Source organism: Dyadobacter crusticola DSM 16708, from assembly GCF_000701505.1.
GTDB lineage: Bacteria > Bacteroidota > Bacteroidia > Cytophagales > Spirosomataceae > Dyadobacter > Dyadobacter crusticola.
Window position 1 is genome coordinate 231598 of sequence record NZ_JNJB01000001.1, and the last position, 24844, is coordinate 256441.

The following is a 24844-nucleotide window of genomic DNA, read 5'->3' on the forward strand; positions in this document are numbered from 1 at the left end:
TGAAGTTTCTGTTAATTTTCGGCTCAAAAAGAAACGGATGACTGCCAGTGACAACCATCCGTTTCGATTGATCCGATGCGAATCAGAGGCTATACGTCAACACGTGCATACTTTGCATTTTTCTCAATAAAATCGCGCCGCGGGGCTACTTCATCGCCCATCAGCATGGAGAACAAATGGTCTGCTTCTGCGGCTGATTCCACAGAAACCTGCTTTAAGCTTCTCTTATCGGGGTTCATCGTTGTTTCCCAGAGCTGCTCCGCATTCATTTCCCCCAAACCTTTATATCGCTGCACGTTCACAGAGTCTTCTTTTCCTCCGCCGATTTCCCGGATTGCATCTTCTCTTTGCAATTCTGTCCAGCAGTAACGCTCTTCACGCCCTTTTTTCACGAGATAAAGCGGCGGCTGGGCAATGTAAATGTATCCGTGATCGATCAAGATCTTCATATATCTGAAGAAGAACGTCAGGATCAGCGTGCGAATGTGGCTTCCGTCGATATCGGCATCGGTCATGATCACAATTTTGTGGTACCTCAGCTTGTCAATATTCAGCGCTCTTTCGTCACCATCTTTTCCGATCTGCACGCCCATGGCAGTGAACATGTTCTTGATCTCCTCATTTTCGTAAATGCGGTATTCCTGTGCTTTCTCCACATTCAGGATTTTACCACGAAGCGGTAGTATCGCCTGGAAAGCGCGGTTACGGCCCTGCTTGGCAGTCCCACCCGCAGAGTCCCCTTCGACCAGGTACAATTCGCAGACGTTAGGGTCAGTTTCAGAGCAGTCAGACAGTTTTCCTGGCAACCCGGTGCCGGTGAGCACATTTTTGCGCTGAACCATTTCACGCGCCTTTTTAGCTGCGATACGCGCCTTCGCCGCGAGGATCACTTTATCAATAATAACGCGCGCCTCTTTGGGATGCTCATCCAGATAAGTATCGAGCATTTCAGCCACTACCTGGCTAACTGCCCCGGTTACTTCCGAGTTACCCAGCTTCGTTTTGGTCTGTCCTTCAAACTGCGGCTCTTGTACTTTAATGGAGATCACAGCCGTCAAGCCTTCGCGGAAATCGTCCCCGCTGATCTCTACTTTTTCCTTTGCCAGAATACCTGATTTCTCTGCGTAGTTTTTCAGTGTACGGGTCAATGCAGCCCGGAAACCGGAAACGTGCGTTCCTCCTTCGATGGTATTAATGTTGTTCACATAAGAGAACACATTCTCGCTGTAAGATGTATTGTACATCATCGCCACTTCGACCGGAATCGCGCCTTTGTCGCTTTCCATGTGGATCGGCTGCGGGATAAGCGGCTGCCTTGTCGCGTCGAGGTAAGTAACGAATTCATTCAAACCCACTTCTGAATAAAATTCTTCGCCGCGGAATTTGCCTTCTTCGTCCTCTTCTCTTTTGTCTTCCAGTGTAATGCGGATCCCCTTGTTCAGATACGAAAGCTCGCGCAAACGGGTTGCTACGGTTTCGTATTTAAATTCGGTTACTGTAAAAATGGTTGAGTCAGGAAGGAAATGGATAAATGTCCCTGTCTTTTCGGATTCGCCAATTACCCTGGTAGGATAAAGCGGCTTGCCTTCACTGAACTCCTGTTCGAATATTTTGCCCTCGCGGTGAACCTCCGCGCGGAGATGTATAGAAAGTGCATTTACGCAGGAAACCCCTACCCCGTGCAAACCTCCTGAAACCTTATATGTGTCTTTGTCAAATTTACCTCCTGCGTGGAGCACTGTCAGTACCACTTCAAGCGCAGACCGCTTCTCTTTCGGGTGCATTCCGGTCGGAATACCACGACCGTTATCCTGTACTGTAACAGAGTTATTCTTTTCTATCGTAACATTGATGGTGTCACAATAGCCGGCCATTGCTTCATCAATGGAATTATCAACAACCTCCCAAATCAAATGGTGAACTCCCTTAAAACCAGTGTCACCGATATACATCGCCGGACGTTTGCGGACGGCTTCTAAACCTTCTAAAACCTGGATATTTTCAGCTGAATAACTGTTTACTTCAAGCACTGTTTCGTTTGACATATAGTTTGTTTTTCACTTGGATAAAAAGAACCATTTTCAGGCTTTTTAAGCATGTAAAGATACGTTTTTTTTCGGAGGAATCCAGCCTTCGGGAACGATTTAATGCGACGGGATGGGGCAACAGGAAATATTAATTAACCAATATTCAGATCGGTTAATCCAGCGGTAAAATAATGCGGAAGAACGGTTTTTATACCTATTGCAGCACGATGCTGCTGGCGGTGACAACAAGCGCTTTGTCGAGCCGGTAAAACGCTTTCGTGTAATCGTCCTCCACATCCAGAATGCCCAGGTCATAGCTGCCTGTCACCAGATCGTCGATCCGGAAAAGGACATTGAAACCAGGTTTGTAATAACTTCCGGATGTCAAGATCTCTTTTCTGGCTTCCACCTTTGGATTGGCATTCACCAGGTGCACCTGTCCGCTGGCACGGTCTTTCAAAACCATAAACCGGTCGCCAGCAAGCCCTTTCCTAACCGGCAAAACTGTACTTGAAACAAAATAGTACGTAAGTAGCTCCGTGGTATCCCTGGTAACGCGATCCACTTCCCATTCTTCCAAATATATGCCGTGATCCGTTGCCGCAGAAGCCTGCGCAGCAAACATGGAATCCAGCTGTGCCTTTTCAACAACAGGCTGCGGGAGCCTGAAAAAGCCTTTCCGGTAAGCTGGCGTGAGATAGAAATCCGCATTCCGGAGAATAGACTTTTCAACTGAAAACATATTATGATTGGTTTTCCAGTTGTAAACATCTGCGAGATAAACCGTTTTCTGCCCGGCCACCATTCCCGTGAATTTGTAATAGGAATAAATGCAGTAGAACGCGCTGAGGCCAATCCCAATAGACACTACCCGCATTCGCCGGAAAAATGGTGAATAACTGAGCAGTAACAGGTAAAAAATGACCGTGGCTAGTGAAGCGTATATCTGAAAGCGACTTGCGATCGTGCTGCCCGCCCACGACCGGAACAGCGCCACCACAAAGCTGGTAATGAAGATGAATGCAAAAAGGGCGACCAGCTCAACAGTACCTGGCTTGATAACCACCGGTTTGTTGAAGTAAGTTCGAGCGATTTTAACAACAATGAAGAGAACAAAAGCAACGATCAGAATCCCCCAAACTGCCGACCAAAGCACCGGAGCTGACCACAGTGACATACTCGAACCGATTAAACCGAATAACGAGGAAAGAAAGCTGATTACGCTGGTAGGCAGCTTTCCCGCCTGCCCTGATTCGTAGCCGACAATGTAAATTAGAAAACACCCGATCATAAATACAGATGTCATCACCGCGCCCCTGAAATCCTTGATGCACAGAAAATAGAAGATGATCGCCGGAAATGAAAGTATCCCGTTACCGTGCGTAAAAGTTGCCAGGAAGCAGCAGAACATCGCACCAAGAAAAGCGCCGCTGGTGCGCCGGGCGACGAGCATGATCGCAGTAACTGTAAATGCAGTCAGAAAAGAATGCTGCATTCCCGTCAGTGCCCAGTTTGAGATCTCGTGATAAAGCGGCTGGAAAAACAGGAATGCTGCCGGCACAAAGTACCAAAGCGACAAATCTAACTTCCGGAATTGCAGGTATAAAAAGTAGAAGATATAGCAGACATTAATCGAAACAATGACAATGTAGGCCCGGAAATCGAGATACCCTGTCAAATGATAGTTGATCAGCGACACAAACCGCGGCACAGCTGCTTTGTGGTCGTTAAATGTTCTGAAAAGCTCCTTAGTAACGCCTAAAATACCCAGCCCGCCCTGCGAGATCGTTTCGATAAACTGAATGAGGAGAAAATCGTCCTGATACGGGAAGTTAACTGCGTAATAATAATTGTACACGAAGTAGCCAAGGGCAACAAGGACTATCACAATGCCCGCTAAGAATCGCTGCATAAATTTAACCTAATAGATGAGAGTCAGGCAGCGGCCTGTTGTGTGAAGGAGCCAGACTGCGGAAGACAAATCTAAAAGATTAACGCCTTTAATCTCAAACTTTCCGGCAAATCTTAGGCAAAGGCACCATGCAGCGTATAAACGCAAAGAGCGGCCCTGGGCCGCTCTTTGCGTTTATACGCTGCATTCTATTACATTTTCTCCATTGGGTGCTCTTTCAGCAACTGATCAGGCGAGTAGAAGTCCTTCTTACTCTCGGTGGCGGCACGTACCTGCTTCACCTTCTCCGGAGTAATAGCAGGACCCTTATTTCCGAACGAATTTCGAACATACGTGAGCACAGCTGCCATTTCATCGTCTTTCAGAAGCCCGCCAAAAGGCGTCATTGGTACCTGTCCAGGATACTTCTGCCCATTTACCTCAATAGGTCCCAGCAATCCCTTCAAAGCCAGCTTGATCAGCCGCTCGTCGCTTCCGAGCACCCAATTGGTGTTGGTAAGCGGAGGGAACCCTGCCGCAGCCAATCCTTTACCGTCGGGCTGGTGGCAAGTCGCGCAGTAACCTTCTTTGGCGTAAATCTGTCTGCCCTGGTTGAACAAGATCAGATCGTTGCCTTTCAGCGCCGTTTGTGCAACTTCTTCTTTTTCCTTCTTGACATTCCGATCATTCAAATGCGCATCTGCGGCTTCCCACGCGTGGATCATCCAATCGTCAAGCGGCATTTTTTTAGCTTCGGCCAAAATCGGTAACCCTTTTTCTTTACCGATCCACGAAGCCGCAACAATGGCAACCAGACGTACCCGGCTGTTTTCATCCCTGACCGCCTGCATCAGCAATGCAGCCTGATCCGGTACCTGGTGACCTGTGTAACGTACCACCTCTACGGCAGCAGCCCGCGCGTGGTAGTCTTTCGCTTTCAGTAATTGTTTCAGCAGCTTCTGGTCTACCTTGTTCAATCCCCAGCTTACCCACAGCCCTTCCAGCAAGTGGTGCTCGTATTTCGGATCGTTTTTGTCCAGTCCGGCGATCCAGGTATTCATTTTGGTCAAAACCTCATTTGCATTCCGTCCTCTCAGCTCCCTTCTTGTCCGGTATCTGGTGCGGTACTCCGGCAGTTTCAGGTTGTTCAGAAGTTCTTCAATGCTCGCACCTGCTACTTTGGCAGGCGTCACCAGCGGACGTGACGGGTAAGTAATGCGGTAAACACGACCGTGCGAATGGTCACGCAACGGGTCGCGCGCATTGTGCTGCATGTGGCCGATCAGGATATTGTGCCAGTCAATCACGTACAACGAGCCGTCGGGCGCAAATTCCATGTCAACAGGTCGGAAATTACGGTCTTCACTTACAACGAGATCCTGGCGGTGGCGGCTCTTATAACCTGTGCCGTCATCTACCAGCGTATGCTCTTTTGTACCCAAAAATCCAATGGTGTTATTGATCAGGAAATCGCCTTGCAGCTCATCCGGGAAATGGCGGCTGGATACGAATTCAAGGCCCGACGTCGGACGTACGCGGTGCTTTTCTTCCACGAGCTGCACGGATTTGTGGGTAGCTTCTCCATATCTCGGCAACACAGTACCCGGCAGCATCCAACGTACATCAGGGCTGGAAGTTTCGGCAAAAAACGGTTGTCCCCAATCGTCGAATGCAATACCCCAGGGATTCGGGATCGACAATTGTGCGGTACGTTCCAGTTTCTTCAACTGCGGTGCATATCTGTAAAAACCTCCGTTGGTAGCACGTACTGGCCCGTAGGAAGTCTCCACATTGGTGTGCAGGAAAACGCCCTCGCCAGAGTAAATTGCACCTGACGGATCCACCGTAAACGCGTGACTGTTGTGGTGCGTATCATGGTCATCAAAGCCGCTGAGGAGGATTTCCATTTTGTCCGCCTTATCGTCTCCATTGGTATCTGCGAAAAATTTCAGGTTTGTACCCTGAGATACATACACCCCTTCCGGAGCAATCTCGAAGCCGAGCGGTAAATGCAGCCCGTCAGCGAAAACAGTCTGTTTATCCGCCTTACCATCATTGTTGGTATCTTCCAGAATAATGATCTTGTCGTTTGGCTTCGTATCACCTGGCTTATAATGCGGGTAACTTGGCATTGTCGCGATCCAGAGCCGTCCCTTGTTGTCAAAAGACATTTGCATTGGTTTCGCCAGATCCGGAAACTCTTCTTCGGAAGCAAAAAGCTCGATTTTGTAGCCCTGCGGCACTTTGAGCTTGCTTAATGCATCCTGACCGTACAGGTAAGTAAGACTGCCGTTTTTCTCCGGGTTAAAATTCGTTTTCACCGGCGGAAGCGGCCTGGTATTCTTATCGGCCGCTGCAAAATCGGTTTTCTGTCCTTTTGAAGCAGCCAGCCAGATTGCTTTATCGCGGATATCTGTCATTTCACGGATCTTCTCGATCTCCGCAGGATAGTTATCAGGACCAAATGGGTTATACCTCCGACCATACACGTGCACGCCGTTAGGGACTTTGAAATCGTTGTGCCACATCCAGTTTTTCTCGTCCACCGCTTCATGTACCAGCTTTCTGTTTGCTTCTGCTTTGTGCGAAGACTTACCGAAAATCTGATCTGTGAGCAGCAACCCGAGCTTTTTATAACCTTCTTCATTCAGCTGCGAGCCGTCGATCGTAAGCGGCTCCTTGGTTTCAGCGTACCATTTTTGCGATGGTGCGAATGCATCCACAAAGAGCACTCCATTCTGTCCGGCAACTTCTTTCATTGCGTTGGTATACAGCAGCAAATTCTCATTTTCCTTCTTGCCGTTTGGCAGATCGTACCTGTCTGTCAGGTCCTCGAATGCAATCGGGGAAACGATAGCGAGCTGGGGTGCAGTGCTGCCGTTGTATTTCTGGCTCAAAGTATATTTGATAAAAGCGTCCAGCTCAGCTTTGTAATTTGCCAGCCCTGCTTTACCCTGAAAAGATTCATTATACCCAAAGAATGCAACGATTACATCGGCTTTCAGTCTGGTCAACCACTGGTCTGGCGTATCAAAATGCCCCTCGCTTTGTGAAGGATTGGCCAGTTCTGTCTGGAATTTTTCAGCACCGGGAAAAGCCCAGGGTGAATTGCGGCTGGCGTGCGGCCGGAAACCAGGAGTATCCCCGCCGTCGCACATATTACGGATAAAAAGCTCATTCTGAGGATAGCGCACGTGCAGTTCCGTTTCAAAATTGTCGTAATTCATCATCCTCGAACCTAAATTATTGCCGAGCAAAACGATATGTGCGCCTTTTTGAAGAGTAATGGAAGCAGATTGATTGAACTTGAATGCACTGAATGCGATCAGCGCCAATCCGAATACAATGAGCGATACGTGAACGCTGATTCTTCTGGGTTTAGACATTTTAATGGTATTCTTAAAGGTTGGGATTAGGATCAATGCAGGTACTATTTCATACCGCGGTATGCAACGTCGATATTCATCTTGCCTTTCCATTTAGGAACCGGTAAACTCAGCTCCCAGTGGATTGCATTGACGATCAGGCGCTGAAAAGGTTCGAGTTGAAAATCCTCCGGGTGCCCGAGGGTAGTCATAAAAACTTTGGCACCGAACGAATTGGTACCTGTCCACGCTACCGGATTCTCGATCGCTTCCTTGTCAGGATTTACCGATTTGCCCATCAACAGCCAGGTAGAATTCTTTGTCGGGTAGTCGGGCAGTACGCGGTACAGCCACGAGCGCGCGTGAAAAGATCCTTTCACGCCAGTAAGTATCGGATTTTTTGCTTGTTCCGGAATAACGGTCACATCTGTACTGCTTTCATGACCGTAATGCGTATGCTTGGCAGCCCCGCCCCATCCCGGGGGCGAATTCAATGCAAACTCGCCGAATGCATTCCATTTCTCACTTTCGTGGCCTTTCGGAAAGTTGAATGCGTGAGTGGTGGTGCGGAAACCCATCACCGGCTTACCTGTTTTCAAGTAAGCATCAATGTGCGCAAGTTGGTCGGGGGGCAGCTGTCGCCACCTGAGATAAAATACGGCCAGATCTGCATCTTTCAGCGCTTCCAGACCGGGAATATTCTTTTCGTCATTAGGCCCGTCTTTGGCTTTCAGGAAAACGGTTTTCATCCCATAGTTCTTTTCCAGCTCGGCAGCCAGGATCGGGAGTGTCTCTTCGCCGCTATACTCGTGATCGCCGGTGACGAAAACGACTACCGGCTTCTTTTTCTGCGCCTTAACAACGCCGTTTGTAAATAAAGAAATGGAAAGTAATGCAAAAATCAGCAGCCAGGGGCGGCCGCAGGGAAGCAATTTTCTCATGCGATTAAGGTCAGCCTTTTAAGAGTTTAGAATTAAGATCCAAAGTAACGGAATACCTTGCATTGCCAGCATCCTATTCAGGTTTACTCTGAAATTTTCCGGAAAGATATAACACCTATACTAAGAAGACTCCCAAATCCAATTTTTCCCTTACTTAGTGCTAGTTGAAAAGCAATAAACTCCATGAAAGCGATTGAGAAAATTATTTATTAGAACGGCTTCTATCTTCGAAAGCTTCGCTAAGAACACTACTCTTTCTTAGATCCTCATCTACACGAGAAAACTTTGTAGACGGGTAGCCATTCAAAATTGATAATTCACCGGATGCAAAATCTAGTGGAATAACGATCCAGTCACAGGAGTAGGACGAAAATGATTGCCAGAAATAGCCGCCAAATACAGGCTTTCTATTGATACAGATCGCAAATGGCCTGCCCCTACTTATCTGAACATTTGTCAACTTCCTAATTTTTTCAATCCCGGTCTTATTCAATCTTAGCAGGTAAACAGTATCATCTTGTGAGGAAGGCACCTTCTTCCGATATGAGACTATTTCCTCGTTTGTTATTAAGGGCAAAAGGGGGAGATCTGACTCGTCAGGATAGAATGCCATGCTGTTGTCCGAGTACCTTATTTTGTCCGACTCTAGTAAGTAAATTTCTATTGCTATCTCGCGGTTACTCAAAGAACTTTCTTTCTCAATTGGTTTCGTAAAAAGCTGCATTGCGAGCAGGAGAATGTATAATGGAGGATCAACATTAATCATCTGACTGAAATACTTTTAAGTCGATTATTTTGAAAGATGAGATCAACCTCATCAATCTCTATTGTATCTCCAAAAATGCGATTGCCTGAAAGCAGCGTATCAGTCTCTAAAATTTTGATGATTTGATCTTTCGTAAGATCTGTCGAGTTAACCAACTTAATTACAAGGTTCAGGCTTTTCTCTGTACTTTCAAGTCCTGCTCTCAGATAGGAGATACTCACAGCCTGATTAATGATCACATAGATAAGGAAAAAACATATTAAGCCTACGCCTAATAACATTACGAACTTGTTCATCTTCATGCAATTAGTGTGTGTGTTAATGTAAAGAAGCCACTAAAAAAAACGCAATCCCAGTGTCAGGGAAGCGCGGGAGAGATCGACACTGTCGTCTTTGGATAAATGGAGTGTTTGGGTACTGATACCCGTTTTTCGCTTCATTCTGTAAATCGCTCCCATCATGGCGCTGCCGGTAAGATTAAGGGCAAAATGCCTGCTGATCTTTTGTTCCAGCCCGACGCTGATACCCCAGCCCATTGTCTTGCCTGTGAATGTAAGTTGCTCTGCGCCCAATGCAGCTTTGTTCTGATACGGCTGGTACCCGAGCATAAATGAGCTCAGTACCGAAGTGGTGTGATTTTTCAAATAATGCCGGTAGATCACCGAGCCGCTCAAATGCTGGATCGTTACGTTTTCTTTCAAACCATCCGCAGCCGCTGCCTCTCCCTGGTAGTACTCATATTGAAGCCCGAAGCCGACTTTTTCCCAGTGAAAATAAGAGACATTTGCACCCGCCGCAAATCCCGATTTCAGATCATCTATGTAGTTCTTAGTCGCCAGATCCGAGATCCTGCCTGGCCTGAAAAGCCGGTAAGCATAACCGCCATTTAATCCATACTCCCACCTGGGGGGCTTGTTGACATTTGCGTCTTTCTCTTTCACCAACACTGCTGCCGCTTCTCTGTCCTTTCTCCACTCCGCGCCCGCCGGGTTTTGCCCAAATAAACAGCCGGCTGAAAAAACGAATGCAAGAAGCAGTGAAAGTGCTCTGATCATAATGGAAATTAGCTTTATACAGAGTCCAAAACTATCCAATTTTGGGCCAAGTTTGATTACCAACCGGTACTTAATGTCAGAGTACCGGCTTGATGCCGTTGGTTCTGAGCTTCTCTACAACAAACCGGCCAATCGCTTTCCCTTGCTCCTGCCCGTTCTCAATGGCGTCGCGGTAATGTATCCCGCCGTACAGACGTGAAATTGCAGCTTCTTCCGCAGCTTGTCTGAACGATTTGAAATCACGTGTAGGCAAGTCGAAAATCACTTCGGTGTCATCCCGGAACGTGAAATTGTCACCGAGCAGGTAAGTAAGTGCTTCGGCGACAGCTGTTGAGATCACACTATGCCCGCTGGTGTACTCGGGAAATGGAGGTGTTTGCAGGAGCGGCTGCCATTTAGGGTCCATCGACCGGTTGATCACCGTTTCCGGCCGGACGCGGCTGCTCCTGTACTTTTCATCCCAGCAACTGATGAACCCGTCCATCAAAGTCGCCGCTGCAATGGCGTGCACCATAATGCCTTTGTCCAGATCCAGCCTGGCTTTGGTGGTTGCTATCCCGGTAATATTCATCCAATGCCCGCCAGGACTGATCTTCTTAAAACCAATGGACATGTGGCCCGAGGTATTGATCGCGAATGGATTGCAATCCCAGTAAGAAGCGATAAAGCGTTCATCTTCCTTCAAGTTCTTTCCGGCTAGGTAAACCTCCCTGGCCAGTTTGTAAAACGCGCTGGTAGTATCCTTGCTGAATTCCACCGGTGGTTTGGGTACAAATTGCGCGCTCGAATCGATGATCATCGGCCGGATCGTCTGCCAATGCGGCTCCACGCCCTCTATGTAGCCCGGCGGCGTCGGGTACCAGTATGCCTCACCTTTTTTAGGCCGGTACCGCACTCTGGTGCTCAGTTTGAGATATCCGTCCGTTGCCGCACCTGCCGCAACCTGTTTGGCAACATCCTGCGCCACCTGTATAGCCCCGTCGATCTCCTTCTGCGAGTAGCCCTCCCGCAGCAAACTGATCACGAGCTTCTTCTGGTCCTCTTCGAGCATATATCCCGAAGGAATAATCAACCGGCCTGTTTCGAGAATGCAGTACAAGGCCGCAATCTGGTAGTTACAGCCTTTGTCTGCCACCGTAACCGGCTGCAAACCTTTGACAAAATTTGAAGGTGAAACGATCTGCTTGTTGTTCTTCGCCGCGATCTCATAGGCGCCCATTAAGCAATAGGTGTAGAAACGGCTGGCAGCGGGCGGATTTACCACGTCGTGGATCATCACCATGGTAACAGAAAAAACAGCCGGCTGCAAATGCATGCGGAGATCTTCCTTGCCCTTTCCGGCAAAAACAACCTGGCTCAGAAGAAGCAAAAACAGTATTAACCTGCGCATTATTTGTTGTTGTACCTGTAAAACTGGAGTGTTTCATTAAAAGCGCCTATTGTGACAAAAGGCTGCTTGTTGATCCGGATGTTAAATGCGGTTTTTACATCGCCCCGCACAGACAATCCTGAAACCGGCTGACTCACGTAACTGAATGCACCTTGTCCGTTCCCTGTGAGCAAACAGCCAAAATTAGCATCCATACTACCGATTTTAAGCCTGTTATCGGTCTTGTTGCCAAGCAGCAAAACATCCTTTTTACCATCCCCAGTATAATCCTCAACCAAAATGGAGCATACTGGTGCAAATTGCGCCTGCAAAGGCAGGACCGTTTTTTCAAACTTCCCGTTTGTGCTCAGGAAGCAAAGGCTTCTGGTCTCATTTACTTCCAGTTTCGTGGATTTTTCAAGATCTTCTTTGGAGAAAACTTCCTGGATCGATGCATTCGCATAGTCGCGGTAGAAAGGAAACTTCTTGCGCATCGGATAGATCTGATCGTTCAGTTCGTCGCGGCTTACGAAAGGGAACGACTTGCCTTGTACGTAAAAATTGAAGAAAGGATCAATGGAGCCGTTTTTGTCAAAATCAGCGAAATACAACTCTGCTGGCTCTTCTTTGCTGGCTTTGATCTGCGAGTTCAGTCCCATATTCCCTGCGATAATGTCGGGTTTGCCGTCGCCATTCAGATCTTCGAGCTTTAATGCCGACCAGAATCCACTGATCTCCTCGCCCAGGTAACTTGCCGTCTGATCTTCAAAATCCTTCCCGTTGAAAGAGAATATTTTCAGCGGCATCATTTCACCGCAGATTACTAGCTCTGCATTTCCGTCACCATTCAGATCACCCCATTGCGCGTCTGTTACCATTCCTATTTTGAAGAATGGCGATTCTTTCACTGTGAAATTCCCTTTACCGTCATTTAACAACAAAAAGGAAACCGGCGCCTCGGGGTACCTGCCCGGAATCACGCGGCCGCCGACAAACAAGTCTATATCGCCGTCTTTATCAAAATCAAAAGGACGAACACAAGATTTGCTGCTCGCTTTCAGATTGGGCAATGACAGTACCGAAAGGCTCAACTGCCCTTTTCCGTCGCTCATGTAAATTTCATCCTGCAGTGAAAAAGTGTTCGGCTCAAACATCGAGTAACCGCCTTTTGCCACGTAAAGATCATCATACCCGTCGCCATTTGCATCAAAAAAGGCAGCAGCCGACGTAGCGGATACATTCTCGTCGCCGATTGAAAATCCGGGCAACCGCACGAAAGTACCGTTGGTTTTTTGCAAATGGATTTTAGCCTGCTTATTCTGGTCGCCGCTGATAAAAATATCTTCAAAACCATCCTTATTCACATCACCCTTTGCGATAACAGGGCCAGTTTGAGAATACATCGTCAGCATCAGCGGCTGCCTTTTGAAATCATTTTCATTGAAACCCTCATGAACATGCGTGATCAAATCGCCTGCATTCTGAAAGACAGACGCAGCTTCCGCGGCAGCAGCTTCTTTTTCTAATCCTCTATCAGGTTCCACGACCAGCAGCTGATCGCCTTTCACTGCACGCAGCATTTTAGAAGATCCGTCCGGGAAAATGACCTTCACCGAATCGGCAGCTGCCTCTTTTCCCAGTCCGAAATGCAGCCGCTGAGGCAAGCTGGATAAATAGCCCCTGTTTTGGTTAACCTCCTGGTACTGCATTCCCGAAGGAGTATAAACGTAAACGCGCGAGCCGGTACCAGCGGTATTAGCACCAGTCTGCTTCACCTTGATTTGCAGCCAATGCGTTTCTCTTGATTCGCTCCCTGTATTCTCGTAGACAAACGCAGGTTCGTTGATGTTGTTCACGACCAGGTCGAGGTCGCCGTCATTGTCCAGGTCTGCATACACCGCCCCGCTTGAAACCGAAGGTTGGTCCAGCCCCCATTTATCCTGCATTTTAGCAAAAGTAAGGTCACGGTTGTTCCTGAAAATATAGTTGGCAAGCTTGGTCGAAGGCATCGCTTTCACCAGGTCCATCAGGTAAAACGGCTCTTTATCCACAGCCCGCTTGATCTTGTAATCGCCCCAGTAGCGCAGGAAATCTTTATTGGTATAATCCCTGAAATAACCATTTGAAACAAAGAGATCTTTAAAACCATCATTATCAAAATCAGCCAGCAGCGGACTCCAGCTCCAATCCGTGTTGGAAACTCCCGCAAACTGGGCTATTTCGCTGAATGTACCGTTCCCATTATTCAGCTGCAGCATATTCCGCATATACTGCTTGTGCAGGTTCTGGTTGGTCATCAATTCAAAAGACTCGTAATTCTCCTGTAATTGAAGCAATTTTTGCCGTTGATTGTCCTCGGGCAGCATATCGAGCGACATAATGTCGGGCAGTCCGTCGTTATTAAAATCGGCAATGTCGACGCCCATTGAAAATTGGGCGATATGCCTGAAATACTCTTTGGTAACATCCGTGAACGTACCGTTTTTGTTGTTGATGTATAGGTAATCCTGCTCGTTGTAATCGTTGGTGACGTAGATATCCTGCCACCCGTCCTGGTTCACATCCGAAATGGCCATTCCCAGTCCAAATGTGAGCGGGTACTGGTGAATACCTGCTTTTTGCGTAACTTCTGTGAATTTGTTATTCTGATTTTCAAAAAGCTTGTTGCCAGCCAGCGCGTCGGTTTCCTGCTTCGCCCGCGCCAGTTCCATGTTATCGATCTTTTTGACGCTGTGATTGAGCAGCAGCATATCCAGGTCTCCGTCATTATCATAATCAAAAAAGGCTGCCTGTGTACTGTAACTTACATTATCCAGTCCGTATTCCTGCGCCTGTTCGACGAATTTCAAATTCCCCTGATTGATAAAAAGCTGGTTTTTGCGCAATTCGTCGGATACTTTCCCCGAGTAGCACACGTGAATGTCCAGGAGCCCGTCGCCATTCACATCCGCCATTGTCACGCCCGTTTTCCAGCCGCCCTTTCGTCCCTCCAATCCTTTTCCCGCAGAGCTGGTAATATCCCTGAATTTCATCAGCTGTCCCTTCGCGCCGAGGTTCAGGTATAGTTTGTTCGGACCTGCATTGGAAGTAAAAAAAAGATCGTCGAAACCGTCATTATTGATATCGCCGACAGCCACACCGCCGCCATTATAGAAGTACTCGTAGGACATTACATTGCTGCGCTCGTCCTCATTGATCGGATTGACGAAGTCTACCCCGGTCAGCTTGGGTGGAAGCAGGCGGAAAAGCGGCTGCTGGCCTCTTAGCAGCAATGGAGAGGCGAAAAGAAGGGTAAAAAGAAAACAGAAATACCTGCTCTTGTTATTCATTTAATGCAGCATTACCAGTTTCAGGAGGAGATTTACCTAAAATCAAAAAACTTCAACTTTTGGTTGAAGTTAAAACTTAGCACAGTCATTTTATTTCAAAGGGGTAAGAAAATTTATATTCCTTACCCCTTTAATATTATTTATCCCACCAGATGCGGGAAACCCAGTTGTCTCCGCTGGAAAGTCTGCCTACTGCTTCGCCATAATTGGCTCCGTTCTGAGCAGCCTCTGTGGTTGGGTAAGGCTGTCTTCTTGGAATCGTTCCTCCTGAGAAGTTACCTACATAGTTGACAGGTTTCAATTCAGGGTAACCAGAACGCTTCCAGTTGTTCCAGGATTCTGTGAAGTTGAACAAGATACCTGTTGTAGCCCATATCTGCTCATTGATCTGTTTCAGAGCATTCGCAGGCACAAGCGGGTGCGCTGTTGCATAAGCGTCCGCCACCGCAGGTGTGATCGCAGCAGCTGCACCATACTTACCAAGTGACTGAATACCAGCAGAGACACCATTCTTGTAATGTGCCGCTGCCGTTCCGCCAACTGCATAACCTCTTGTTACGGCTTCTGCAAGCAGCAATTCAGTTTCAGCATAGGTAAGCACGAAAAGTGGTGCGCTTCTTGACCGGTAAATTGAGGTCGGACGTGAGTAACGGCCGATTGGCGTCACATTTGCCCCTGCTCCGGTGCCGCCGGGATAGCCGGCGCTTCTTGAAATGTCCGTTGCACCGCCATTCAGGTCATACCCGTTTGGAAGGCCCAACTGAGCTTCCGGTGTGTTATCGCCTGCGGAAGTGATCGACTGATTAGCTGTCAAGCCAGGCGCAGGAACCTCTGCAATTCTGCCTAGGCGTGGATCATTCGTAGCTTTCAGATAATCAATCATCGTCTTGCTCCATCTTACCTGATAAATATCTGCTGGTGTAGACAAAGCTGCTCCATTACCATTATTATAACCATTAGCTTCGTCCATAATGATATATGCATCATCAGCCACGCTCGCAAATGTGCCGCCTGCTGCTGCTTTCTCTGCATAAGCTTTGGCGGTGGCAGGATCTGCCTTCGTCAAACGCATCGCCAGTTTCAGCATCAGCGAGTAACCGTACTTCTTCCATTTTACAATGTTCCCTTCATAACCTTCAAATGAGTCGTTGGTTGGAATGGCTGCATCAGCATTCAAAGCACCCACGGCTGCTTCCAATCTTGTCAGCAATGATTTATAAACTGCCTCCTGCGTATCATATGCCGGCAATGTAATGCCCGTTTTCGCTTGCAGCGCCTCAGTATAAGGTACGTCCCCGTAAGTGTCGGAGATTGTTGCAATGCTCTGTACCTGCATTATAATGGCAATGTTCATCAGGTTTACAAGTGCTGGCTTGTCTTTCGAAAGCTGCTCCATTTCATAAGCAAGGCTGGCTGCGCGGAAACCCCTATTCCATGTGCTAGCCAGATACGAGTTGGTATTGCTCGAAATACCGTATTTGTCGCCATTAGAGTAATAATTGGCTGCGCCGGAAGTTGTAGATGCTAAAATCTGCACCCACATGCTCTGGAACAGGATCCCACCATTATAACCTGCCGTGGCATCCACATAATTGTACTGAACAGATGGCAATAGCAAGTTGGCATCAAATGTTTCACCTGTTGCTTTGGTCGGGTCGGTGTTCAGGTCGTCAAAGCTATCTGTACAGGACAACGGAAGCAGCCCTGCTAAAACGATCATACTTATAATACTCTTTTTCATGTCGATTTTCATTTAAACTTGAAGTTTACATTCACACCATAATTGCGCGTTGCAGGTAAACTGGTTCCTTCGATACCCGCGTATCTCAGGTTGGCACCGAAAGTAGCTTCCGGATCAATATTCTTGGTTTCTCTTGTGAAGTACAACAAATTACGTCCCACCAGAGAAATGTTCACAGCACGGATCAAAGGCCATTTTTCTACCATCTTGGCTGGCAGGTTGTAGCCTAATGTAAGCTGGCGAAGTTTGATAAAGTCGCCGTCCACGACACTGATTCCCGTGACATTATTTGCCAGAGCTGTATAGTAAGCTCTCGCGGATGCAGTTACCGTGTTAGGAGCTCCCGATTCGGTAACGCCCGTAGTTACACCGGTTTCGCGGCCCACCAATGTCGCTTTGTTCAAACCGTTTCTGTAAGTGTAGTTCTCGGTTGCAGAAAGGATCTTGTTACCGTAGTTGTAATCAACCAGAACACCAAAGTTGAAATCGCCCAATCTGATGTCGTTATTTAGTCCGCCATACAATGTAGGCAATACCGATCCGAAGCTGGTCAGTTTGTCATCGCGAACAGGTAAACCGGAAGCATCTACAATGATCTGCCCATTTGCGTGATACTTGTAATCGTACGCCCGAATCTGAGGGCCAGCCTCTCCCACTACGAACGCCGTTACCGCATTACCCAATGTGGCACGGTTAGAACCCAGGTTAATGTCAAGGTTATCCTGATCTGTGCTCAGGATCTTGTTTCTAACTGATGTCAGGTTGAAAGATACATTCCAGTCAAATTTCGAAGTTCTTACCGGTGAGCCTGTCACCATTACTTCCAAACCTCTGTTTTGAACTGAACCAGACCCTACCACACCTCTTACGTAACCTGTTGCACTGCTGTATGTGGCAGGCATGATTTCATTTTTCGTTTTCTGATTGTAGTAAGAAACATCCAGTCCAAGACGGCTTCCAAAAAATTTCAACTCAAATCCAACTTCAACCTCACTTTTCGTAAATGGTTTCAGGAACAAGTTTGGAAGCTCATCGCTGAAATTACCTGTCGGAACGCCGTTAAAGGAGTTGCCTACACCATAATAGATAGCAGTTCCATAAGGCGTCGCGGGCTCTCCGCTCGTACGGGCGTAAGAAGCACGAACCTTACCGAAGCTAAGTGTAGATGAGTTCAAAAGATCTGTAAAGATGAACGAACCTGTTACAGAAGGTGTAAAAATGCTTCTTGCACTGTTTGGCAGCGTAGAATATGAATCATAACGGCCGGTTGTGGTCAAATTCAGGATTCCCTTGTATCCGAGATCAACACTGTAGTAGGCTGACTGCACTTCACTATTCTGCACTTCGTAGTTCCTGTTGAAATTCACCACGTTATTCCAGCTGTACAAATAAGGAAGCACAAAAGGACTACCACCGATCTGCACTTTTTCATACTGGTTTTTACGAAGGTTTGCACCGAGGATCGCGTCCACCGTGAAATCTTCGCCGATGCTTTTTGTAACACCCAACAGACCATCTACATTGATTTCTGTACGCTGTGCATTGGAAAGTTCATCCAGCGCGCCTCTACCATTCTGAGAAAAACCTGTTCCCCAAGGAGTTACTTTAAAAATACGGTCATTCGCATTGTCATAACCAACTCTTGCCTGTGCATAGATCCAGTCAGCGAACTGATATTTCACCGCAACAGCAGAAATCAAACGTTTCCTTTTTACGTCATTAACAAACTGGTTAACAACGAAGTACGGGTTTGTAACATATTCGTCATCACTGAAAACGATTTCTTTTCCTGTTTCAGGATTGAAGCCCGGCGCGAGAATGCGCTGATCGATGTTTGGTGCAAGGAAAATACCGTTGTTGGCATTCATCGGACCATCGCTCAAAACAGGCTTACCTTTTATTTTTTCGTCAATGTAATTCGCCATTACATTAATACTCAGCCGCTTGGTAATGTTCTGATCCGCTGTCAGGTTGATTGTTTTTCTGCCTAATCCACTATTTTCAATAATCGATTTGGTATCAAGATTCGCAAGCGATAACCGGAATGATCCATTGTCGCCACCTTTGGTCACCGCCACACTGTTTGTGAAGTTGGAACCCATGCGATAGAAGTTCTTGATATTGTCTCTTTGGGCAGAGTAAGCATAACTATTACCGTCAAACTGGATCACTTGTGAACCGTCTAGCCTGGCACCCCATGCCTGGCGGGCAGTTTGCTGTGCAGCCACGGCTGTAGTCGGTTTCATACCGCCATCTCCCTGACCGAATTCATATTGAAAATCGGTCATGTTGCGAGGCTCATCGAGGGAGTAGTTCAAATTGTAATCTACAGAGAAATCACCTTTTTTCCCCGCTTTCGTTTTAACCAAAATAACACCATTGGACGCACGCGCACCAAACAATGCAGACGCAGCCTGACCTTTCAAAACGGTCATCGACTCAATATCGTCCGGGTTAAGGTTACCGATTCCATCTCCACCATCTGCTCCACCCCACTCCCCTGCACTTCCGCGCTGCGTGTTATCCATCGGCACGCCGTTGATCACGATCAATGGAGAACCCGCCGAGTTCATACTTGGCATACCGCGCATCAGGATCTTGGCAGTTCCACCAGGGCCGCTGCTTGTACCTTTCACATTCAAACCGGCAACACGTCCGGCGAGTGAGTTGGCTACGTTGGTTTCGCGGGCTTTGGTCATTACTTCCCCGCCTATTGTAGTTACCGAGTATCCTAGCTTTCTGGCATCTTTGGAGATACCCAAGGCAGTTACAACAACTTCTTCCAGGTTAGCTACGTCAGGTTGCAGCTTCACACTAATCGAGCTTTGTGCTCCCACTGTAACTTCCTGCTTCATGTACCCGATCGAGCTGATCACGATTACGTCGGAATCTTTTACACCGGCCAGACTGAAATTACCGTCAACATCCGCATTTGCTCCTTTTGTGGTTCCTTTTACGGTCACGGAAGCGCCAGGCAACCCCTGGTCTTTTTCATCCAAGATCTTACCGGTAATCGTCCTTTCCTGAGCAAAGGCAGAAATGGTAGTTACCAGAAGAAATAACACCGAAAACAAAACCCGGAAGAGGGTTTCGGGTAGCTTTTCTTTCATAGATTATTTCTTTAATAAATTTTTAATTTGGTTAAATTGGTAAATGCAGAATAAAGTTATTGCACCTTATCCATGAGGCAAATATCTTAAAAAACTGCGGTAATTAAATAATTTTATGAAGTACCGGGCATTATTTATTTTTTATATCATTTTTCCGGCACATTCAATTACAAAACTGATTGGTATAAATAAGTACCTCTGAGGCGCAAGCAACAAAAAGCCCCGGCTGTGAACAACCAGGGCTTTCAAAATGGTAGTTTTAAACTTATCGTTTTCTCAACCTGTACCCCTCGATCTTCCCGTTATTGACAGCAGCCAGCAAGTAATTATTTCCGCCAGCCTTCAAAACTGCAATGTCCCGCACATCGCTTTTAACGTAAAATCCGCTGCTGTATTGAGGGAGATATGAAAATTGCTGCGAACTTTTATTGATAAACGCCTGCATTAAACTAGCGTCACTTTTTCCAAGCCGCACGCGTGTTTGCCTGATGTTACCGCCGAGAATAAGGTCCGGTTTTCCGTCTGCATCCATATCGGTGATTGCAATGGCATAAACAGGGGCAAACTGGGCTTCGACCGGCAATGGACGGAATGTAAACTTGCCGCCATTATTTTCAAGAACCCCGCTCCTGAATTCATTCACCACCAGCTTCCTGGCCGCATTCAGTTTTTCCGCGGGGAGTATTTCGTTCAGGGCTGCGGTGGAATAGGTAACATAGTTATTATACTTCTTTTTCAATGAAGGAACCTGATCGAGCAACTCGTCGCGACTCGCAAAAGGAAATTCCTTTCCGTTTTCAGTAATTCCGATCACCGGCACAATGCGGTTAAGATTGTCAAAATCCGCGGCGTACATAGATAGGCCTTTTGGAGAAACAACATTCCACTGCGAGTTTGTCCCAATATTCCCCACAACAAAATCCATATCCCCGTCAGCATCCAGATCAGCACCCTCAATGGTATTCCAGCAGCCGGTCAGTGCATTGGTTGCCCAGGCTGCGCTCGCGTCGGCGAGCTTTCCCTTGTTATTGGCAAATACCTTTACAGGTCCCCAGTCGGTAGTGAGCAGCAGTTCGGGAAATCCATCGCCATTCAGGTCCTGAAAAACGGCGTCAGTTACCATTCCCGCGCCAGCCAGCTCAGGTGCATTGGTTTTGGTTTGGTCTGAAAACTTCCCTGTTCCGTCATTGATCAGCAGAACACCCCCGGTACTTTCAGGAAACAGGGCCGGTGTTACCCGGCTACCTAAAAAGAGATCCGCGTCACCGTCTTTGTCCACGTCGGCACTCACCACTACTGCCGCATTCAAACCGGCCGCGGGCATTGCTGCTTTGCGCCATTTCCCATTGTCGTTGATATAAAGCCGCGGCAGCAACAACGGATCGCCCGCATTGAGCTCATACCCCTGACTGGTCACGAGCAAGTCAGAATCTCCATCCCCGTCCGCATCAAAAAATTCCATATCAGCATCTTCGAAAGCAGCATCAGATTCAAATACAGCCTGCGGCGATTTCACAAATTTCCCATTCTTGCTCACGAACAAAGCGCCGGCCTGCCCGCGCGCACCGCCAACATAGATATCCTCAGTTCCGTCCTTGTTAATGTCCTTTTTTGCAAAATGCGGGCCTTGGGCGGAGAGCATTGCAGGTAACAGCGTTTGTACACGAAAATCGTTACGCAGGTCTTCGGTATGCGTAAAATCAAGGAGATTTTCCGGCTCCCATATCTTGGTTTGAGGCAGGATCTGTTCACCGGAAGACTTTCTCGCATCGGTATATTTCAGCACCAGCTGTGTGCCGGGTTTTATATTCTTCACAATCTGCTTGCTTCCATCCGCCCAGGACACAATCAGGCTATCTATACGCTGCGCGCTGCCCAGCCCGAAATGTACCGCATCCCATTGCGCAGACTGAAAGCCGCGTACCGGCTGAAAGTTGTGCGTCTGCGTAAGCGAATCGGAATATAAATCCAGCCTCGCTCCCGCCATGAACGCGAACTTGGGCGCTTCCAGCTTTACTTTCAGGTACTTGTTGGGCAGCTTCGTTTCTGCATTGTTTTTGTATACAAATGCTTTCTGATTTACATTATTGATAACCAGGTCAAGGTCTCCGTCATTGTCTAGGTCGGCGTAAATGGCGCCATTGGACTGGTTACCTTTTTCAAAGCCCCATTCTTTTGTTTTTTTTGCGAATGTGAGATTCTTCTGATTTTGAAAGATATCATCGGGTTCGTCGATCGGGGGCATTTCGGCGATGATCTCCATTTGTGTCGGCTGCTTCCCCCCTTGCCCCTGAAGATCAGTCGAGTATTTCAGGAACTCCATATTGGTGTAGTCCCGGGCGTATCCGTTTGATATGAAAATGTCTTTCCAGCCATCGTTATCAAAATCCGCCATCAAACCCGCCCAGCTCCAATCCGTATTCGAAATACCTGCCAGCTGACCGATTTCGCTAAAAACCGGCACGCCGTCGGCATTGACGCCGCTGTTCAGCTGCAGCATATTCCGCATGGTCTGGTCGTGGAAGCCTGCGCGGAGCAGCTGCTGGTATTTGTCGTAATTATCATCGCCGGAAGTAAGCTTGATCCGCTCATTGGAGGCCGGGAGCATATCCAGCGTGAGAATATCCACAAGTCCGTCGTTGTTGATATCTGCCGCGTCCGTGCCCATTGAATACAGCGAAACGTGACCGGTCGCCTCGCGGATCACTTCCCTGAACCGCCCGTTCTTCTCATTCAGATAGAGATAGTCGTTTTCGTTATAGTCGTTGGAAATGTAGATATCCTGCCAGCCGTCATTGTTAAAATCATTGATATTGATCCCCAATCCGAAACTAAGGACATTCGATACGATACCGGAAGAATCGGTCACGTCTGTGAATTTTCCGTTGTCATTCCTCAGCAGCTTGCTTCCGTAAGCATCATTTCGCTGCTGGCGGTAATTGGCAATGAGGTTGCTGAAGCCGGCATATTGCTGAACCGAGTGATTGAGCAGAAAACAATCAGTATCCCCATCTTTGTCATAATCGAAAAAAACTGCCTGGGTAGTGTAAGAACGGTCATCGAGCCCGTACTCGGCTGCCTTTTCGGTAAATGTGGGTATCCCGTCGGCCGTTTTCCCATTGTTGACATACAACAGCTTGGTACGCAGGCGTGGGTCTTGCGCGCCGGCGCGGCAAACGTAAATATCTATCCAGCCGTCGTCGTTGATATCTACCAGCGATACACCTGTTTTCCAACCCTCATTCAATGCAGTACCGGATTTATCCGATACATCTTCAAACTCAAAATTTCCTTTGTTGATATACAATTTATTGGCAACCATATTTCCCGTAAAATAAAGATCTACGAGTCCGTCATTATTGAAATCGGCTGCTGCAACCCCGCCGCCATTATAAAAATATCCGTATTCCAGCACATTATTCGAAGCATCTTCATCAATGAAGTTGTTGAAGTCAATGCCAGTCTGCGACGGTTTCAGCAGCGTAAATAAGGTATCTTCTGACTGGCAGGAGAACAGGATACTGCATAAAACGAGAGCCAGAAAGCTGTTTTTCATTATTTCAAAAGTTGTAATCTCGATTCAAAAAAGAGGAGGATTATTTAAATAGCAAAAAGGCAGGCACATAGCCCGCCTTTTGCTTACTTCAAGAGCACCATCGGGGCTAGTTCTTGTCCCACCATAATGGTGTGCTCGCTTTATCAGGACCACCCAATAACGCCTCGGCTTCTTTTACTGCCGCTCCGTTTGTCTGCCTCTCTGTGGTCAGGAACGGAATTCTGCGGATCATCGCGCCGTTTTTCAAATCTTCGTTGTCCGAATTCACAACCGGGTACAGCTTAGGGAACCGCGTTCTTCTCACTTCTGCCCAGGCTTCCAGACCGTCTGGGTACAGCGCCAGCCATTTTTGCGTACCGATCTGCTCGCGTTTTACAGCGATGCTGGCTGCATCGTCCCATTTCACCTGAATATTGGAGATAGCAGGTGAATTTTGCTGATCACCAGGTGCAACAGGTTTGTTCAGGCTGTTGACGTAAGCCGCCGCAGCTGCATCCGAAACGCCCCATTGCTTCATCGAAGCAGTAATGCCTTTTTCATAAAGCTCCTTAGCAGTTCCGCCCATTGCCCACCCATTCAATGCACCTTCTGCACGCAGGAAATAAGCTTCGGCAGAATGCAGGATGTTTTGTGGAGTGTCGAAAACAGTTGTCCAGTCGGCGCCAGAGCCGGTAGCCCATCTTGTACCTACGTTCGAGTTATTGTTGTTGCTGTTTGGTGCGGCAGCCAGCTGAGTGGGCGTCAAACCATTGCGCAAGCCTTCATAAGTACCCGTTCCGCTGGCGGGCTGAAAATAAACACCAATCCGCGGATCAGCATAACCTTTTAATACCGACTCCATCGATGCGCTCATACGGAACTCATTCCATACCGCAATGCGGCTCAGACCGTTGGCATCGTCGCCTGTCTGCGTTTTTCCCATATATGCGTCATCTGCAATATCTGTCATAATGCCGCCCGCATAAGCTGCTTCTGCCTGTTTTTTGGCTTCCGCCGGATCTACCTTTGAGATCCGCAATGCGAGACGAAGGCGTAATGTGTTAGCAAATTTGATCCATTTGTTCACGTCGCCTTTATAGATCAAATCAAATTTTCCGTAAGGAACTTCCTTCGTTTTGCCTTTCAGCACAGCAGTAGCTGCATCCAGTCTGACAAAAAAATCTTTATAAATGTCAGCCTGCGAATCGTATTTGATGGATAAAGCCGGGGTACCTGCTGCCGAATAAGGGATCGGACCGTAGTAATCTGTCAGCCTGTGGAATGCAAACACCCAGATCACATTCGCCAACGCATATTCAGCCGAGTTTGGATCTGTTTGTTCAAACAAGGTTTTCAGCTGCGGCACCACCTGCGTGTAGATCGGGTTCCAGTGACCTGTAAGCCAGTCAAAGCGCATTGCGTAGCGATCTGTAGGAAAGTAGGTCGCGGAAGTAGCAAAATACTGCGCATACAAATCAGCAAACAGGTTTTGCGCGATCTGGTATGTTCCACTCGAGTAAGATGCCTGCTGCTGTGCACGGGAAAAAAGGAATGGAAGCTCGTCGTCCGACAAAGTCGTCAGCTTTGTCTTGCTAGTATTCATTTCCTCAAAATCGCCGGTACAAGCCTGGCCGATTCCGACGGTTGCAGCTATCAGTCCAATGCACGCTATCTTTTTGTATTTTATATTTATTTTCATTGTCGTAGCCTAATAA

13 protein-coding genes are annotated in these 24844 nt (G+C 47.6%); all 13 read right to left on the bottom strand.

The annotated features are described in order from the left end of the window. Window positions 1–89 precede the first annotated feature (89 nt). Window positions 90–2045: a DNA topoisomerase (ATP-hydrolyzing) subunit B gene (gene gyrB, locus Q369_RS0101125; protein WP_031525755.1), complete on the bottom strand. Its 1956-nt coding sequence runs from the start codon at window positions 2043–2045 to the stop codon at window positions 90–92. Between the two features lie 196 nt (window positions 2046–2241). After that, window positions 2242–3939 carry a hypothetical protein gene (locus Q369_RS0101130; protein ID WP_031525757.1) on the bottom strand — a complete coding sequence of 566 codons (1698 nt, stop codon included), beginning with the start codon at window positions 3937–3939 and terminating at the stop codon, window positions 2242–2244. A 191-nt stretch (window positions 3940–4130) separates the two neighbouring features. After that, window positions 4131–7304: a PVC-type heme-binding CxxCH protein gene (locus Q369_RS0101135; RefSeq protein WP_031525758.1), complete on the bottom strand. Its 3174-nt coding sequence runs from the start codon at window positions 7302–7304 to the stop codon at window positions 4131–4133. A gap of 44 nt (window positions 7305–7348) precedes the next feature. Continuing rightward, window positions 7349–8224, bottom strand: a complete 876-nt coding sequence (locus Q369_RS0101140; RefSeq protein WP_035332794.1) for a ThuA domain-containing protein — start codon at window positions 8222–8224, stop codon at window positions 7349–7351. Window positions 8225–8426: 202 nt separating this feature from the next. Further along, a complete protein-coding gene (locus Q369_RS0101145; protein WP_031525760.1) occupies window positions 8427–8990 on the bottom strand; it encodes a hypothetical protein in 564 nt (187 codons plus the stop codon). Next, window positions 8987–9286 carry a hypothetical protein gene (locus Q369_RS0101150; RefSeq protein WP_157487998.1) on the bottom strand — a complete coding sequence of 100 codons (300 nt, stop codon included), beginning with the start codon at window positions 9284–9286 and terminating at the stop codon, window positions 8987–8989. Before Q369_RS0101150 ends, Q369_RS0101145 begins: the two co-directional genes overlap by 4 nt. A 39-nt stretch (window positions 9287–9325) precedes the next feature. Next, complete coding sequence (locus Q369_RS0101155) at window positions 9326–10045, bottom strand: porin family protein (RefSeq protein WP_031525763.1); 720 nt, start codon at window positions 10043–10045, stop codon at window positions 9326–9328. A 76-nt stretch (window positions 10046–10121) separates the two neighbouring features. Next, window positions 10122–11435 carry a vanadium-dependent haloperoxidase gene (locus Q369_RS0101160; protein ID WP_031525764.1) on the bottom strand — a complete coding sequence of 438 codons (1314 nt, stop codon included), beginning with the start codon at window positions 11433–11435 and terminating at the stop codon, window positions 10122–10124. Then, window positions 11435–14743, bottom strand: a complete 3309-nt coding sequence (locus Q369_RS0101165) for a VCBS repeat-containing protein (RefSeq protein ID WP_051663859.1) — start codon at window positions 14741–14743, stop codon at window positions 11435–11437. The genes Q369_RS0101160 and Q369_RS0101165 overlap by 1 nt, the downstream gene beginning before the upstream one ends. A 136-nt stretch (window positions 14744–14879) precedes the next feature. After that, window positions 14880–16484 (bottom strand): SusD/RagB family nutrient-binding outer membrane lipoprotein, encoded by a 1605-nt coding sequence (locus tag Q369_RS0101170; protein WP_031525768.1) that lies wholly within the window; start codon window positions 16482–16484, stop codon window positions 14880–14882. Between the two features lie 8 nt (window positions 16485–16492). Then, entirely contained in the window at window positions 16493–19594 is a 3102-nt protein-coding gene (locus Q369_RS0101175) for a SusC/RagA family TonB-linked outer membrane protein (RefSeq protein WP_031525770.1), read from the bottom strand. Window positions 19595–19859: 265 nt separating this feature from the next. Continuing rightward, the gene (locus Q369_RS0101185; RefSeq protein ID WP_031525771.1) at window positions 19860–23150 is read right to left on the bottom strand and encodes a VCBS repeat-containing protein; all 3291 of its coding nucleotides are present in this window, start codon (window positions 23148–23150) and stop codon (window positions 19860–19862) included. A 106-nt stretch (window positions 23151–23256) separates the two neighbouring features. Then, a complete protein-coding gene (locus Q369_RS0101190) occupies window positions 23257–24828 on the bottom strand; it encodes a SusD/RagB family nutrient-binding outer membrane lipoprotein (RefSeq protein WP_031525773.1) in 1572 nt (523 codons plus the stop codon). Window positions 24829–24844: the final 16 nt, after the last annotated feature.

What these genes read in the sequence shown, in the direction of transcription:
- Q369_RS0101170 (WP_031525768.1), bottom strand. Translation starts at nt 16,484, where the DNA reads ATGAAAAAGAGTATTATAAGTATGATCGTTTTAGCAGGGCTGCTTCCG.
- gyrB (WP_031525755.1), bottom strand. Translation starts at nt 2,045, where the DNA reads ATGTCAAACGAAACAGTGCTTGAAGTAAACAGTTATTCAGCTGAAAAT.
- Q369_RS0101135 (WP_031525758.1), bottom strand. Translation starts at nt 7,304, where the DNA reads ATGTCTAAACCCAGAAGAATCAGCGTTCACGTATCGCTCATTGTATTC.
- Q369_RS0101160 (WP_031525764.1), bottom strand. Translation starts at nt 11,435, where the DNA reads ATGCGCAGGTTAATACTGTTTTTGCTTCTTCTGAGCCAGGTTGTTTTT.
- Q369_RS0101190 (WP_031525773.1), bottom strand. Translation starts at nt 24,828, where the DNA reads ATGAAAATAAATATAAAATACAAAAAGATAGCGTGCATTGGACTGATA.
- Q369_RS0101145 (WP_031525760.1), bottom strand. Translation starts at nt 8,990, where the DNA reads ATGATTAATGTTGATCCTCCATTATACATTCTCCTGCTCGCAATGCAG.
- Q369_RS0101140 (WP_035332794.1), bottom strand. Translation starts at nt 8,224, where the DNA reads ATGAGAAAATTGCTTCCCTGCGGCCGCCCCTGGCTGCTGATTTTTGCA.
- Q369_RS0101155 (WP_031525763.1), bottom strand. Translation starts at nt 10,045, where the DNA reads ATGATCAGAGCACTTTCACTGCTTCTTGCATTCGTTTTTTCAGCCGGC.
- Q369_RS0101130 (WP_031525757.1), bottom strand. Translation starts at nt 3,939, where the DNA reads ATGCAGCGATTCTTAGCGGGCATTGTGATAGTCCTTGTTGCCCTTGGC.
- Q369_RS0101185 (WP_031525771.1), bottom strand. Translation starts at nt 23,150, where the DNA reads ATGAAAAACAGCTTTCTGGCTCTCGTTTTATGCAGTATCCTGTTCTCC.
- Q369_RS0101150 (WP_157487998.1), bottom strand. Translation starts at nt 9,286, where the DNA reads ATGAACAAGTTCGTAATGTTATTAGGCGTAGGCTTAATATGTTTTTTC.
- Q369_RS0101165 (WP_051663859.1), bottom strand. Translation starts at nt 14,743, where the DNA reads ATGAATAACAAGAGCAGGTATTTCTGTTTTCTTTTTACCCTTCTTTTC.
- Q369_RS0101175 (WP_031525770.1), bottom strand. Translation starts at nt 19,594, where the DNA reads ATGAAAGAAAAGCTACCCGAAACCCTCTTCCGGGTTTTGTTTTCGGTG.